This window comes from Fibrella aestuarina BUZ 2, assembly GCF_000331105.1.
Taxonomy (GTDB): domain Bacteria; phylum Bacteroidota; class Bacteroidia; order Cytophagales; family Spirosomataceae; genus Fibrella; species Fibrella aestuarina.
In genome coordinates this window covers 1,837,946-1,851,899 of the sequence record NC_020054.1, presented here as the reverse complement: position 1 = coordinate 1,851,899, position 13,954 = coordinate 1,837,946, and the positions used below count along the sequence as shown (strand labels likewise).

At 58.5% G+C, this 13,954-nt stretch carries 10 protein-coding genes; 6 read left to right on the top strand and 4 right to left on the bottom strand.

What is annotated here, in order from left to right; translation table 11 throughout:
* Positions 1 to 24 precede the first annotated feature (24 nt).
* A complete protein-coding gene (locus tag FAES_RS07515) occupies positions 25 to 1,647 on the top strand; it encodes a serine hydrolase domain-containing protein (protein ID WP_041257643.1) in 1,623 nt (540 codons plus the stop codon).
* Between the two features lie 159 nt (positions 1,648 to 1,806).
* Entirely contained in the window at positions 1,807 to 3,159 is a 1,353-nt protein-coding gene (locus tag FAES_RS30550) for a DUF6600 domain-containing protein (RefSeq protein ID WP_015330603.1), read from the top strand.
* 50 nt (positions 3,160 to 3,209) lie between these two features.
* Here the strand turns inward: FAES_RS30550 and FAES_RS07505 are convergent, their stop codons facing one another.
* Entirely contained in the window at positions 3,210 to 4,346 is a 1,137-nt protein-coding gene (locus FAES_RS07505; protein WP_015330602.1) for a Fic family protein, read from the bottom strand.
* Between the two features lie 149 nt (positions 4,347 to 4,495).
* On the opposite strand from FAES_RS07505, the gene FAES_RS07500 reads away from it, so the two are divergent.
* Both FAES_RS07500 and FAES_RS07495 read left to right on the top strand, forming a co-directional pair.
* Positions 4,496 to 5,023, top strand: coding sequence for a helix-hairpin-helix domain-containing protein (locus FAES_RS07500; RefSeq protein ID WP_015330601.1), 528 nt, complete (start codon positions 4,496 to 4,498; stop codon positions 5,021 to 5,023).
* A 62-nt stretch (positions 5,024 to 5,085) separates the two neighbouring features.
* Positions 5,086 to 6,450, top strand: coding sequence for an amidohydrolase family protein (locus FAES_RS07495; RefSeq protein WP_041257642.1), 1,365 nt, complete (start codon positions 5,086 to 5,088; stop codon positions 6,448 to 6,450).
* Between the two features lie 11 nt (positions 6,451 to 6,461).
* Here the strand turns inward: FAES_RS07495 and FAES_RS07490 are convergent, their stop codons facing one another.
* Complete coding sequence (locus tag FAES_RS07490; protein ID WP_015330599.1) at positions 6,462 to 7,577, bottom strand: nucleotidyltransferase family protein; 1,116 nt, start codon at positions 7,575 to 7,577, stop codon at positions 6,462 to 6,464.
* A 292-nt stretch (positions 7,578 to 7,869) separates the two neighbouring features.
* Between FAES_RS07490 and FAES_RS07485 the strand changes: the two genes are divergently transcribed.
* Both FAES_RS07485 and FAES_RS07480 read left to right on the top strand, forming a co-directional pair.
* Positions 7,870 to 9,438, top strand: coding sequence for a DUF1800 domain-containing protein (locus FAES_RS07485; protein ID WP_041257641.1), 1,569 nt, complete (start codon positions 7,870 to 7,872; stop codon positions 9,436 to 9,438).
* A gap of 69 nt (positions 9,439 to 9,507) precedes the next feature.
* Positions 9,508 to 11,073 carry a DUF1501 domain-containing protein gene (locus FAES_RS07480; protein WP_015330597.1) on the top strand — a complete coding sequence of 522 codons (1,566 nt, stop codon included), beginning with the start codon at positions 9,508 to 9,510 and terminating at the stop codon, positions 11,071 to 11,073.
* A 52-nt stretch (positions 11,074 to 11,125) separates the two neighbouring features.
* Here the strand turns inward: FAES_RS07480 and FAES_RS07475 are convergent, their stop codons facing one another.
* Both FAES_RS07475 and FAES_RS07470 read right to left on the bottom strand, forming a co-directional pair.
* Complete coding sequence (locus tag FAES_RS07475; protein WP_015330596.1) at positions 11,126 to 11,419, bottom strand: hypothetical protein; 294 nt, start codon at positions 11,417 to 11,419, stop codon at positions 11,126 to 11,128.
* A 182-nt stretch (positions 11,420 to 11,601) separates the two neighbouring features.
* The gene (locus tag FAES_RS07470; protein ID WP_015330595.1) at positions 11,602 to 13,881 is read right to left on the bottom strand and encodes a family 20 glycosylhydrolase; all 2,280 of its coding nucleotides are present in this window, start codon (positions 13,879 to 13,881) and stop codon (positions 11,602 to 11,604) included.
* Positions 13,882 to 13,954 lie beyond the last annotated feature (73 nt).

The following is a 13,954-nucleotide window of genomic DNA, read 5'->3' as shown; positions in this document are numbered from 1 at the left end:
CAAACCCTAATCGTTCTCAATCCGATGCACCTCAACCGCCGACATTTTCTACAGCAACTGGGCGTTGGCGCCCTTACGCTTGGTGCAGCCACCTCCGGACTGGCCAACGCCTCTTCTGGGCTGTACAGCCTGTTCTCGCCAGCGCGCGCGCTTAAGCTCCCCCGTGGTCTGCCCGGCGCCAATGGCGTCAACGCGGCCAAACTGCTCGACTTCGTGAAGGCGGTCGAATCGGCCAACCTGAACCTGCACAGTGTCATGGTGCTGCGGCATGGAAAAGTGGTGTCCGAAGGCTGGTGGGCCCCCTACGCGCCCGAACTCAAGCACACGCTCTATTCGCTTAGCAAAAGTTTCACGTCGACGGCGGTCGGGATGGCCGTTGCCGAAGGTAAACTGACGGTCGACGACAAGGTGATTTCGTTTTTTAAAGACGATCTGCCCGCAACGGTGAGCGAGAACCTGGCCGCCATGCGCGTCAAAGACCTGCTCACCATGTCGACGGGCCACGATACCGAACCAACGGGCAAGATGCGCACCGACGGCAACACCAACTGGCCCAAAGCCTTTCTGGCGCACCCCGTCGAGCATAAGCCGGGCACGCATTTCGTCTATAATAGCGGGGCGACCTACATGCTCTCGGCCATTGTGCAGAAGCTGACTGGCCAACCCGTGCTCACGTACCTGAAACCACGACTGTTTGCCCCGTTGGGCATCGAAGGTGCCGACTGGGAAGTCGATCCGAAGGGCGTCAACGTGGGGGGCTGGGGCCTGCGGGTGAAGACGGAAGACATTGCCAAGTTTGGCCAGTTGTACCTGCAAAAGGGCGTCTGGAATGGCAAGCGCCTCCTGCCCGAAGCCTGGATCAACGACGCTACCCGCTACGAAGTAATGTCGGCCGGGGGCAAGCGCAAAGCCGAGGAAAACGACTGGCTACAGGGCTACGGCTACCAATTCTGGCGCTGCCGCCACGATGCCTACCGGGGCGACGGCGCCTACGGCCAGTATTGCATTGTGATGCCCAAGCAGGACGCCGTCATTGCCATCACCTCCGAAACCGGCGATATGCAGGCGGTGCTCGATGCCGTTTGGGATCACATTCTACCCGCTATGGACGGCGCCGGTTCGGCCGATGCCAAACCATTGACCCAGACGCTGAGCCAACTCGCGGTACTCCTGCCCGTGCAGGAAGGCCGTTCGTCGCTGGCATCGACCATCAGCGGGCAAACCTACGCCTTCGCCGACAATAGCCTGAAGGCCCAATCGGCCTCGCTGACGTTTGGCAAGGATGGCGTCATTTTCAAACTTCACGACGACCGGGGCGATCATCAGGTGCTGTGCGGTATCAACCGCTGGGCCACCAGCGACTCCACCTTTTCGGCCATGCCGCTGAAACTGGTCGAGACGCCCGTGCCCGGCGAAACCAAAACACGCGTGGCGGGCACCGGCGGCTGGCAGGATGCCAACACCTTCGTAATGACGTGGCGCTTCATCGAAACGGCTCACTACGAAACCGTCACTTGCCAGTTTGGGGCTGACAATACCCTGTCAGTCGCTTTCGAGAGCAGCTTGGCCAAACTCACCAAGACTAAAGACAAACGCCCCGTTTTGCAGGGCAAACTCCGCGAGTCGGTTGGCATGAAAAAGGCCTAAGCGCGCTGTTGTTAGTCGGTATAGCCCATAAACGCCTTGCTGCCACGCCTTAGCCTGTGCGGCAGCAAGGCGTTTATGGCGTACGTTATAATATTCTGCGCCTCACTTAAACGTTTGCTCATCAATTGCATCTAATGGCTATAAGCCAAACAGAAGGCGATGAAACGAGCAGCGATTTTTCAACTAGCGGTAGCCGGACTGGTACTGAGTGTAGCCGGTGGGCTTACCTCCTGTGCGCAGGGTAGTTATGGTCAGCAACCGGGCTATGGGCAACAGCCTGGCTATGGTCAGCAGCCCTACGATCAGGGGTATGATCAATACGGGCAATACAATCAGCAGGGCAACCCCGATTTCTACGGTCAGTTGAGCCCCTACGGCCAGTGGGTCAACACACCCGAATATGGCCGCGTCTGGATTCCGGGTAACGTCGATCGGAATTTCCAGCCCTACGCCTCCAACGGGCACTGGGTCTGGACCGAATACGGCAACACCTGGGTGTCTGACTACGCCTGGGGTTGGGCACCTTTCCATTACGGACGCTGGTATCAGGACCCCCGGATGGGCTGGGCCTGGGTGCCGGGCTACGATTGGGGCCCCGCCTGGGTATCGTGGCGGTCAGGAGCTGGCTATTATGGCTGGGCACCGCTGAGCCCTGGCCTCAATATCAACGTGAACGTCAACATCCCGGCCAATTACTGGGTGTTCGTACCGGAGGTGTACATTGGCAGCCCGCGTCTCTACAGCTACTGCGTGCCACGCCCGCAGGTGGTGAACATCTACCGCAATACGACCATTATCAACAACGTGTACCGGGTCGACAACCGGGTGTATGGCTACGGCCCGCGGCGGGAAGACATCGAGCGGGTAACGCGCCGCCCTGTACCCGTATACCGCGTTGAAAACACGGGTCGGCCGGGCCGCGATGAAGTGCGGGGCGATGCCGTGGGGATCTACCGACCCAATGGGGGTCGTACCTCTGGACCGTCGGATGCCAACCGCAGTGGTCGGGGTAGCAGCCGCACCTACAACGAGCCCTTCAACAACGGAAACACAACGCCGCGCGACGGTGGCTACAACCGGGGCCGGGGCAATGCCGGTACGTATGGCAGCCCGACGCCCAACCCAACCGGCGGAGGCTACGAAGCTCCTCGCAGTACCCCTACCGACCCGTCGCCGTCGTATCCCTCGGGTGGCTATGGCTCATCGCGGGGCAGTCGGGGCCGCTCGGGCTACGAAGGACAACCCCAGTCGCAACCGAGTCAACCTTCGCCGCAGCCGTCGCCACAGCCTTCACCGCAGCAAACGTACCCGCAGCCCAGCCAACAGCCGGCGCCGCAGCGCGAGTGGGGCAATCGCCGGGCTGAGGGGGGCAGTTATCAACAGCGGGAAGTAAACCCCGCTGATGCCGGTCGGCAGCAACAATTGCCCCGCGGCGGCACCGAACCGCGCGGACAAGGTCAACCCGGCGGGGAGTATCGCAGCGGCCGTGGTAGCTCACGCGGCAATCAGTAAGAGTCCCACCGTAACCAGCGAGCGATGGCTAACCCCATCGCTCGCTTTTTTTATGGCTGAGGGCCGTATCCATCCAACCCATTGGCTGGCAAATCAATCAAGCAGTAACTTGTACTTCGCCCGCCCCCTGCTTCTTTTTCCAGAACGCCTTGTTCCAGCAAAGACTGAATATCGCGCAGTGCCGTATCCTGCGAGCATTTGGCAATCTTCGCCCACTTGGAGGAAGTGAGTTTTCCATCGAAACCGTCCAGCAATTTGTTGATGAGCAGTCGCTGACGGTCATTGAGCGATTTGGTGTGCAACCATTCCCAGTAGCGTGCTTTCCGTAGCACTACTGCCAGCCCCGCTTCGGCAGCCGATAGGGCTCTGTCCAGACAGCCTAGAAACCAGCTTAACCAATCGGTAATGTTCAAATCACCGCGTTGAGTGCGTTCGAGTACAGCATAATAGGCGTTACGCTCTTTACGAATCTGCGCCGACATGCTATAGAAACGCCTATGACTACGATCAGCCCTCGCCAACTGCATGTCAGCGATAGTGCGGGCTAGCCGACCGTTCCCGTCATCAAAGGGGTGCACGGTTACAAACCACAGGTGGGCAACGGCGGCTTTCAACACGGGGTCAATTGGTACATCGGCATTAAACCAATCGATAAACTGCTGCATTTCAGCACCCACTATAGCCGAATCAGGTGCCTGAAAATGCACAATTTCCCGGCCAGACGCGCCCGATACCACCTGCATTGGGCCAGCTTCCTGGGTGCGCCAGTTCGCCACTGTAATGCGGTGCATGCCACTGCGCCCAGTCGGAAATAGGGCGGCATGCCAGTCGAACAAGCGATCCCCGGTCAACAACTCAGTAAACCGCTGCGTCGCATCAAAAAGGACATCGACAATGCCTTCTACGTCACGGTCGACAGCAACCAGCCCAAACGTCTCGATCCCCAACCGTCTTGCAATCGACGAACGTACCTGTTCGGCGTTGAGGAGCTCCCCTTCGATTTCGTTCGATTTCAGGACATCGAGCGTCAGAGTATCCAGCATCGCCTCATTTTGAAGCGAAAAACCTAATGCCGTCATGTGGCCAATAAGCCTTCCCTGCCTGTACCGCACCTGAGCCAGTGGCCTCGATACGTATTCCTGATCCCAGTGAAAAGCGGGCCAATCGTGTCTTTGGTAGATGTACATGCTATTCACCGCATACTATGCGGCGAATATAAGTATTATTCACCGCATAACTTACTCTTGTACCCAGCCGACCGATCTGCCGTTGAATAAGTACCTCAAACGATATACAAGGATAGTAGGTCTAGACAAGGCAACCTGACACCACTTGTATGGCAACTCAAGCACCTGTTCCCGAACCAACCGACGACGAGCAAGCGCCCCTCGACCCCAATACCACGCTCGACGTGTATGTTGGGCCTAATAACTCTATCACCGAACTGGCCGACACCGTCGATACGATGGATGGCGTGCGGGCCGAAACAATCGACATTACCAACGAAGGCGACGGCACCCACGTTGAACTGATCTCGCTGGAAGAGCCCTCTCCCACTGACCCAAACATGGACGTGGTCGACAATTTTGTGTCGGTCGAGGGAATCGGGCCGGAAGTAGCCTCACTGCTCATCGCGGGCGGCATCCGTACATTCAACCAGTTGGCCAACACCCCTGTCGAGCGCATCCGCGCCATTCTGGAAGCGGGCGGCACACATTTCCGCATTCATGAAGCCGCCAACTGGACCGAACAGGCTGGGCAGCTTGCCAAGACAGACCCATTTGGACCCGACGCCGACGCCCAGTTGCCCTTTGGCTTCGCGCAGTGGCCCAACGAAAAAACAGGCGGCGAAGCCACCGCCTGATGGATCGGCGTCGTGGTCAAACGCTCCTTTGCCGTACCTTGGCGTCGAAACCAGCTACGCCTATGCGCATCTTCTTTTTCTTTCTCTTTGTCTCGCTCGTCAATACCGTTGTCGGGCAGGAACTGGTCAGCAACCGGGCTCGGGAGATCGTTTTTGTGGGCGTCAATGTTATTCCAATGGACCGGGAGCGGGTGCTGACCAACCAGACTGTGACGATCAGTGATGGTCGGATCACGGGCATCTATCCTAGTAAGCAGTCCATCAAACGCGGCAGTGAGTCGCTTTATATTGACGGCACGGGTAAATACCTGGTACCCGGTTGGGCCGAAATGCACGCCCATATCCCGCCCATCGATGATATGGAACCGATGAAAGACGTGCTGATGCTGTATCTGGTCAACGGGATCACGACGATCCGGGGCATGCTCGGCCACCCGCGACACCTCGAACTGCGCAGCCAGGTCAACGACGGTACGGTGCTGGGGCCGCATGTGTATACCACTGGCCCCTCCTTCAACGGGCAGACGGTGAAAACGCCGGAACGTGGCGCCGAGATGGTGCGCGAGCAAAAAGCGGCGGGCTACGATTTCCTTAAACTCCATCCCGGTCTTACCAATCAGACCTTCCCAGCCATTGCCCGCACAGCAAAAGAGGTTGGTATTCCGTTTGTTGGGCATGTGTCGTTCAACGTGGGCGTGTGGCGGGCTATCGACGCCCGGTATTCGTCTATCGATCACCTCGATGGGTTTATCGAAGCCATTACGCCAGGCAGCGACACCCTGGCGGAGCCCGAAACGGGGTTGTTTGGCGCCTGGATCGCCGATCGCACCGACGAGGCCCGCATTCCGAAGTTAATCGCCGCCCTGCGCGGGACCAACATTCGGGTGGTGCCGACGCAGGCGCTGGCCGAACGGTGGCTGTCGGCGCAACCCGCTGAAGCATACACCAATGCGCCAGAAATGCGTTACATGAAGCCGCAGGAGATTACGAACTGGGTCAACGCCAAAACCAACTACCTCAACAGCCCTAACTTCACCAAAGCCAAGGCCGACCGGCTGATTCAGGTACGTCGGAAACTGATTTACGAATGTCAGAAGAATGGCATTCCGCTGTTGCTTGGCTCCGATGCGCCGCAGGTCTTCAACGTGCCTGGCTTTTCCATTCACCACGAAATGCAATACATGGTCGACGCGGGCCTTACCCCCTACCAAACCCTGCGCGCCGGAACGGTCAACGTAGCCGACTACCTCAACAAACCGGATTGGGGCACCATCAAAGTCGGTAATGTATCGGATCTGGTCTTGCTACGTGCTAACCCACTCATCAACATCGGGAATACCCGGCAGATCGAGGGTGTCATGATGGGTACCAACTGGCTCCCCAAATCCTATATAGACCAAACGCTCAGCCGCTTGTCACGGCAATAGCCGCCTGCGGCTCAACGCGACCACTCCCCCTCGGGCCAGGCCAGGCGGGGATTTAGGTGGTGCCAGACCACGGTGCGCAACGACTCCCGCGACCTGTTCTGATGAAAAAGCCGCAATGCTAGTCGGCTACAGCGCAGGCGCTGAAAACGCTGGCTCAGCGGGTTTTTCGGAATGGAACTGAGTAAATCGAAATAGCGCTGCTCGGCCACCGTCGGCACCATCTGACGCAGCCGATGCTGCACGGCAGGTGGCAAAACCAGATCGGCGTGCGTTTGCAGGGCCATCAAGCCCCGGCGCACCGGGATACGGAACGTAAAGCGTTCGGTCAGGTCGAGCAATTCATCCCACACGATCTGCCCGGTCCGGATGAGTTGCATGCTGTCGGGCATGGCAGGTAACGCCGTCCGGCGGCCTCCCTGATAGCCAACAACCAGCGTCTGAAAGAGCAGGTGCGTGGGCGAGAGGGTTAGAGCGGGTAATCCTGTTGGCAACTCGAGTTGACTCGCATCGGCCCAGAAGGGATCGTCGGCACCGGCATACGTGTGCTGGGGCAAGGTATGCCAATGCAGCCGTATGCCGACCCCGTCCGGTCCCGTCAGAAGTAGTGAAGCTAGTTGGCGCCGGTGCCGCAACCCAACGGTCGACGGCAGCAACTGCTGCTGACGCAGGGCAGCCAACGCGACATCGGTCTTTTCGGTCGGGATCAGCAGCGACAGTTTATCCATGGCCCGCATGCCCATATCACCGTAATGTGTCAATGACAGTGGCAGGCTGCCCAGCAACAACGACGCCACATTGGCCTGCCGAAGCGCCTGGAGGGCTGTACTCATTACCCGTAGTCGGCGTTGGTTCTCGTGCAGCGTTGTCTCATAGGCTTGCTGTAAGTAGCCCATCAGCGCGTCGTCCGACTGCTCCAGCTTGCGGCAGATCATCGGCAGCAATTGCTGCGCGCTGCCGTCGAGCAGGGTAAAAGCGCGTTTCACCGACTCAGGCGCGGGCGAAGCAGCATGCAGGTTGCGAATCTTTCGCCACGCCTGCCAGTGCGCCAGAGCTTCGTCGGGCGGGCAAAGAGCGGCCCGGAGTAAATGGGCGTGTTCGGTCGTCAGGGAGTAGGAAGCGGTGGTCATTCTAGGTGCCTTCCTGAGCAGCCGTTGGTGGCAACTGATGCAGGCGTATACCAACCGTGGCAAGTATTGTACCAGTTGCCGCTACTTAGGAAAAAGTTTAGTGGACGCGCGATTTCGTGTGCCCATCTACCTTTCCCATGGTAAGTAGTACGGCATCAGGTACGTTCGGCGGGCCATTAACAAGGGTTTAATTAGTAAAACTGCCTAGCGGATTCGATCTTTAATGAGCGGAGTCGCGCCCGACAGTCGCTCATCGAGTGCGTGCTCCCATGACTCCTTTTTCTGCCGATCTATGGCCCTTACTGACCCTTTTCGGAAACCACTAACGCAGGCGCAAGCGGCTCACTTACTCCGGCGAGCGACCCTGGGCCCGACCCCGGCGCAGATCAGGCAGTTTACGGGGCAAACCCCGCAGACCGCCCTACAGACGCTGCTGGCAACTTCCCCAACGCCAACCCCGCCCATCGACCCGACCACCCTCAAGCCTTTCAACACCCTGGCTTTCAGTCAACCCTTGCAGGGCACGTGGCAGTCGGCAACCAAATACTGGTGGCTGGGCCTCATGCTGAACGAAGGGACGTCGCTACGCGAAAAAATGACGCTGTTCTGGCAGAATCACTTTGTTTCCACCTTTGCCGTAGTCAATGATGCCCGGTATATGTATCGGCAAAACGCGCTGCTTCGCCGCCACGCGCTGGGTAATTTCCGGTCGTTCGTGATCGACGTGACCAAAGACCCGGCTATGCTGCGCTACCTCAATGGCAACCAGAACATCGTCGGCAAGCCCAACGAAAACTACGCCCGCGAGCTACAGGAGTTGTTTACCATCGGGGCCACTAACCCGATTACGGGCACCCGGAATTACTCAGAAGACGACGTCAAGGCGGCCGCGCGGGTGCTCACGGGCTGGACCGACACCGGCTACCGCAGCGAAACCACCGCCGATATGACCGCTACCTTCCGGGCCGCCCAGCACGACACCACTGACAAGCCATTTTCGGCGGCTTACGGCAACACCGTCATTAAAGGCCGGAGTGGCACCACCGCAGGCGACGCCGAACTGGGCGACCTGGTCGACATGATCCTTAAACAGCCCGAAACGGCCCGTTTTATCGTTCGGAAACTGTACCGCTGGTTTATCAATGCCGATATTCCAGCCACCATCGAGCAGGGCTTCATCGAACCACTGGCGGCGCTGTTTCGGAAAGATTATGAGCTGAAACCTGTGCTAACCGCCCTACTGACGAGCGAACATTTTTTCGACGACGCCCTCCGGGGCGCTATGATCAAAGCCCCCGTCGAGCTGACGATCGGCACGTTGCGCTACTTTGGGCTGGCCGCGCCCGACCCCGTCGCCAACGCTACGGGCTTTACGGCGCTGATGGCCTACCTACAGGCCCGCACTAATGAGCAGCAACAAAACGTAATGGACCAGCCCAGCGTATTTGGCTGGCGACCGTATTACGACGTTGGGTTCTACGAACTCTGGATCAACAGCACCACGCTGGCCCTGCGCAGCCGGTTTGCCAATGAAGTGAGCGCGGGCGCAGTGAAGTACGGCACCGACCGGATCACCTTCGATCTGATCGCGCAGGCCAAACTTACCAGCGACCCCGCCGACCCCGTCAAGCTTATCGACGAGTGGACTGCCCTCCTGTTTGCCACTCAGCTAACGCAAAACCAGCGCGATTTCCTGATCGATAGTGTCCTGATGGTCGGCGTACCGCGCTACGAATGGGCCACGATCTGGACCGATTACATGGCCGCTCCTACCAATCCGGCTCGCCTGAACGCCGTGCGTACGCGCCTTACCAACCTGCTCACCTACATGCTCAGCATGGCCGAGTATCAACTTAACTAAAGAGTGAAAGAGATAATGAGTGACTAAGCGCTACACAACCACTCTTTATCTCCTTCGCTCATTCGATGTATGAACCGCCGACATTTTTTACAGCATGCTACTGCCGCCCTGGCATTGCCCGTTTTTCTGGACGGTTTCGGGGCCAACGCATTCGGGCAACCCACGTCGGCCCTGATGCAGACGCTGGCCAATCTGGCTACGGCTACCGACCGGGTTTTGGTGCTGATTCAGTTGGCGGGGGGCAATGACGGCCTCAATATGGTGGTACCGCTCGATCAGATGAGCCAATACAATAGCCTGCGGGCCAACATTGCCCTGCCCGAAAGCAAGGTGCTCCGCCTCGCCAACAACACCGCGACGGGCCTCCACCCGGCTATGACGGGCTTGCAACGGCTTTACAACGACGGGCTGCTCTCGATTGTGCACAGTGTGGCGTATCCGACACCCAGCTTTTCGCACTTTCGGGCCAGCGACATCTGGTTTACGGGGGCCGACGCCAACCAAACCCTCCTTACGGGTTGGGCCGGGCGTTATCTGGAAGGCGAATGGCCCGGTTACCCGACGGGTTACCCCACCGCCGATATGCCCGATCCGCTGGCTATCCAGATTGGCTACATCACCAGCACGGCCTTTGCCGGACCGGGTGGCCCATTGGCCGTCGCCATTCCTAACCCCGACACCTTTGCCCAATTGGTTGGCGATAAGCCGGTGGTCGACACCGAACCCGTTGCCAACACAGTAGCGGGCCGCCACATCAGCTTCATCCGGCAGCAGCAGGTCTCGTCGGTGCAGTACGCGGCGCAGATCAAAACGGCGGCGGGCAAAGGCAAGAATCTGACCACGTACCCAGCCAGCAATGGCCTGGCCGATCAGCTCAAAATTGTGGCGCGCCTTATTCACGGCGGGCTACAAACCCGCGTTTATTACGTGACCATCGGCGGCTTCGATACGCATGCCGGGCAGGTCGTCGCCACCGACACCACGACCGGGCCCCACGCCAACCTGATGAAGCAACTGTCAGAGGCTATCAAGGCGTTTCAGGACGATCTGAAGCTGCAGGGCGTCGACCACCGCGTGGCCGGCATGACGTTCTCGGAGTTTGGTAGGCGGGCGGTTTCCAACGGTAGTTTTGGCACCGACCACGGCCTCGCGGCACCGCTGTTTGTATTTGGCAAAGGGGTGAAAACGCCCGTCATCGGCAAGAACCCAAGCCTCACCGACCTCGATAACAGCAACATAAAAATGCAGACCGATTTTCGGCAGGTTTATGCCACGCTGCTGACCGACTGGCTGGGAGCCAGCAAAGCCGACATGACCACGGTGCTCCAACGCAGTTTCGACAACGTACCCATCTTCAGGCAAGTCATTACAGCCACCGAACCGCTCGCCCCGACCCTGCGCGTTTACCCAAACCCTGCCACCGCCGCCGTCACGCTCGAAGCCGATGCGTTTGCCAGCAGCACCGGAACCGTGCGGGTCCACGATGCCGCCGGTCGCTCAACCAACGTACCCAGCACCCGCCTCTCCGATCGCCTGCTCGGTCTAAACGTGCAACAACTACCCGCCGGAGTTTACGTCGTCACGGTCGACACCAACGGCCAACGCCTTTCAGCCCGGCTCGTCGTGGCGCGATAACGAGCTGTCATCTAATTATTTACGCCAATGGCACTGCATTAGAGTCGTTCCGTTAATAGGTTAGACTGAGATTCGTGTTGGTGCACTTCGGAATGGCATCAGACCCCTCCCAGCGGTTTTTAGATCCCTTCGCTTCGTAAGTAAACGTAACATTTGGCGATACAGTAGCGGTGCATTTTTGATCGGGCGAAACGTACCCACATCCGCCCGGAACAGAACCGTTGACGCTGATTTGCAGCACTTCAGGGGTCTTGTTAATGAAGGTGATGGATGACCCGCAGTCGGGCTCTTCCGTTTCACAGGCTATCAGCGCGAGTAAGGGCAAGAGATAGATTAATTTCTTCATGGCAAATGGAGTTGATAGATGCTTTACACAAGCAAAAATCGACTACACCCCAGCCATCGGAAATACTGCCCCGACAGTATTTATGCGACTCACTTAGCCACTAAACCTTGATAGCCAATTGATTACATACCGGATACGCCCTCAAATTTTTGTTTCTACCCGTTACCTCCACCATAGCAAGGTCAGTGGCTAAACCAACGGTCGGGGACGGGAGCGGGGGCCGATCCATTGACGCTGTAGGTCAGCTTAAGCGTGAAGCCACCACCGCCTTCGATGAAATCGGCTTCGATGGGATGTTGGCCGGCGGCGAGGGCCACCTGCCCACTTTTCTCAATGGGGAAGTGGTTGCCGTCGTTATCGACAACCAGCCGGTTAGCAATGCGTAACACGCCGCCATCGTCGCAGGTGTAGAAGAACATGTAGACGCCCGTTTCAGGTACGTTCAGATAGCCGCGAAACTGCACGCCAAAACTCGGGGCACCCACCGCCGCAGGTATCGCCACATTGGGCGTCACAAACGTGCTGTCGGGTGTAAGCCCAGTCATCCGTTTCGTTTCCTGGAAGTATTTTTTGAAAAAGCGCGCCGTCAGGCCGGGCTGGCCCGTGGCCGCATTGGTAACAGGCTGGGCGTAGGATTGCTGCTGGTATCGTAACGTGTAGACGTCGCCGCGCAGGCCACTCGCCGTAAACGCCGCCACCTTGATCGTCTGCGGCTTCGTGACTACAAACCCATCGGGCAAAACCGGCGCGGTTGGCTGGGGTAACGAGCCATCGGTGGTGTAGCGGAGCGTGTAGCTGGGTATCGGGGCCTTGATGGACAATGTTGCCTGATCGACAAACACGTTTTCTTCGGCAAAGCCCGTCAGGTCAGGCAAGCGGTAGTGAATGTTTAGCTGCTCCATCCGGTCATAGTGCGCCAGCAACCGCTGCTGAAACGAGGGGTACAGATCGCGGGCGGTCCAGATGGCTTCCGACAGGGCCACCATGCGGGGCATCACCATGTAATCGGCGCGGTTTTCGGTGGCGATGTACTCCGTCCAGAGGTTGGCCTGCGCCCCTTTGACCAAGTGCGCCTGTTCGGGCTTGACCCCGGCAGGTACCACTGGCACCCGATACACCTGCTCCACCGATTGCTTACCCGGCGGGCTGTCGAAATAGAGCGCACTCACGGGCGTCATCACAATAGAATTGCCGTTTTCGGCGGCTTTGCGCGGTGCATCTTTCACCCAGCTCCGCCAGTACATGACCGTAGCCGAGGGCTTGAGGCCGCCCTCCAGCGCATCGTCCCACACCAGCAGCTTTTTGCCTTTCGACTGAATGTAATCACCCATCCGATGCACGAAATAGCTCTGCAATTCCTCGACCGTTTTGATGCCTTTTTCTTTCATCAGCGCCTGGCAGGCCGCCGATTGCGCCCAGGTCGTTTTCTCCACTTCGTCGGCCCCAATGTGCACATATTGGCTGGGGAAGAGCGCGATCACCTCATCGAGCACGTTCTGCATGAACGTGTAGGTCGGTTCGTTGCAAGGGCAAACCGGCACCGAAAACGTCTTGCCCATCCCCGGCTGACCCGTACAGCTTAAAAACGAATAGGCCTGAATGGCGGCGCTCAGGTGGCCGGGCATATCGATCTCCGGCACAATCTGGATGTGGCGGGCGGCAGCGTAGGCAATCAACTCGCGCAACTGCGCCTGCGTGTAGTAGCCGCCGTATTCGGTTTTACCGCCCCGTTGCCGGATAAACTGGCGGGGCAACTCAAAATCAGGCTCCGATTTAGCCCGTTTCATCACCACCGAATCCTGGTTGTTGAAGGTGCGCCAGGCACCCTCGCTCGTCAGTTTCGGGTACTTTTTGATCTCGATGCGCCACCCCTGATCGTCGGTCAGGTGGAGGTGGAAGGTGTTGAATTTGTACAGCGCCAGCCGGTCGATGTACGTGCGCAGGTAATCGAGCGAGAAAAAGTGGCGCGATACGTCGAGGTGCATCCCTCGCCAGGCATACGTGGGCTGATCCTGAATCTGTACGGCGGGCAGGGTCAGCGACGCACTCGTCCGCCGCTCGCTGGTTGGTGGCAGCAATTGCCGGACTGTCTGTACCGCCCGGAACATCCCCGCCGCCGTCTTAGCCCGCAACACCACCTGTTTCGGCGTGATGGTCAGCGCGTAGGCTTCGGGAGCCGTAAGGGTCGCGTCGTACTGCAATTGGATGGTCGGCGCGTTGCCTGTTGTGGGCAGGCGGCGCCCCAGCCCGTGCACCATTAATTGTTGCAACTGCTCGGCTTCGTTCCCAAAACGGCGATCCGGTGACCGCAGCACCGTTTGGGCATTAACCGTAAACTGACCCGCAGCGGGCGTCAGCGACGTGGGATACGGAATCAGCGGGTAGCGCGCCGATTCCGTTTGGGCGTGTACCGCGCTGGTCAGCAGCAGACAAACGCCTAGCAGGGATAGTAATTTAGGCATGAGAGTCAAACCTATAAGGCCTGGGAGGCCCCATTTAAAACCTTATAGGTTTAATAATGATTAGAAGACAAAA

Excerpts from the sequence above, each read along its gene's own strand:
- FAES_RS07515 (WP_041257643.1), top strand. The coding sequence starts at position 25 with ATGCACCTCAACCGCCGACATTTTCTACAGCAACTGGGCGTTGGCGCC.
- FAES_RS30550 (WP_015330603.1), top strand. The coding sequence starts at position 1,807 with ATGAAACGAGCAGCGATTTTTCAACTAGCGGTAGCCGGACTGGTACTG.
- FAES_RS07505 (WP_015330602.1), bottom strand. The coding sequence starts at position 4,346 with ATGTACATCTACCAAAGACACGATTGGCCCGCTTTTCACTGGGATCAG.
- FAES_RS07500 (WP_015330601.1), top strand. The coding sequence starts at position 4,496 with ATGGCAACTCAAGCACCTGTTCCCGAACCAACCGACGACGAGCAAGCG.
- FAES_RS07495 (WP_041257642.1), top strand. The coding sequence starts at position 5,086 with ATGCGCATCTTCTTTTTCTTTCTCTTTGTCTCGCTCGTCAATACCGTT.
- FAES_RS07490 (WP_015330599.1), bottom strand. The coding sequence starts at position 7,577 with ATGACCACCGCTTCCTACTCCCTGACGACCGAACACGCCCATTTACTC.
- FAES_RS07485 (WP_041257641.1), top strand. The coding sequence starts at position 7,870 with ATGGCCCTTACTGACCCTTTTCGGAAACCACTAACGCAGGCGCAAGCG.
- FAES_RS07480 (WP_015330597.1), top strand. The coding sequence starts at position 9,508 with ATGAACCGCCGACATTTTTTACAGCATGCTACTGCCGCCCTGGCATTG.
- FAES_RS07475 (WP_015330596.1), bottom strand. The coding sequence starts at position 11,419 with ATGAAGAAATTAATCTATCTCTTGCCCTTACTCGCGCTGATAGCCTGT.
- FAES_RS07470 (WP_015330595.1), bottom strand. The coding sequence starts at position 13,881 with ATGCCTAAATTACTATCCCTGCTAGGCGTTTGTCTGCTGCTGACCAGC.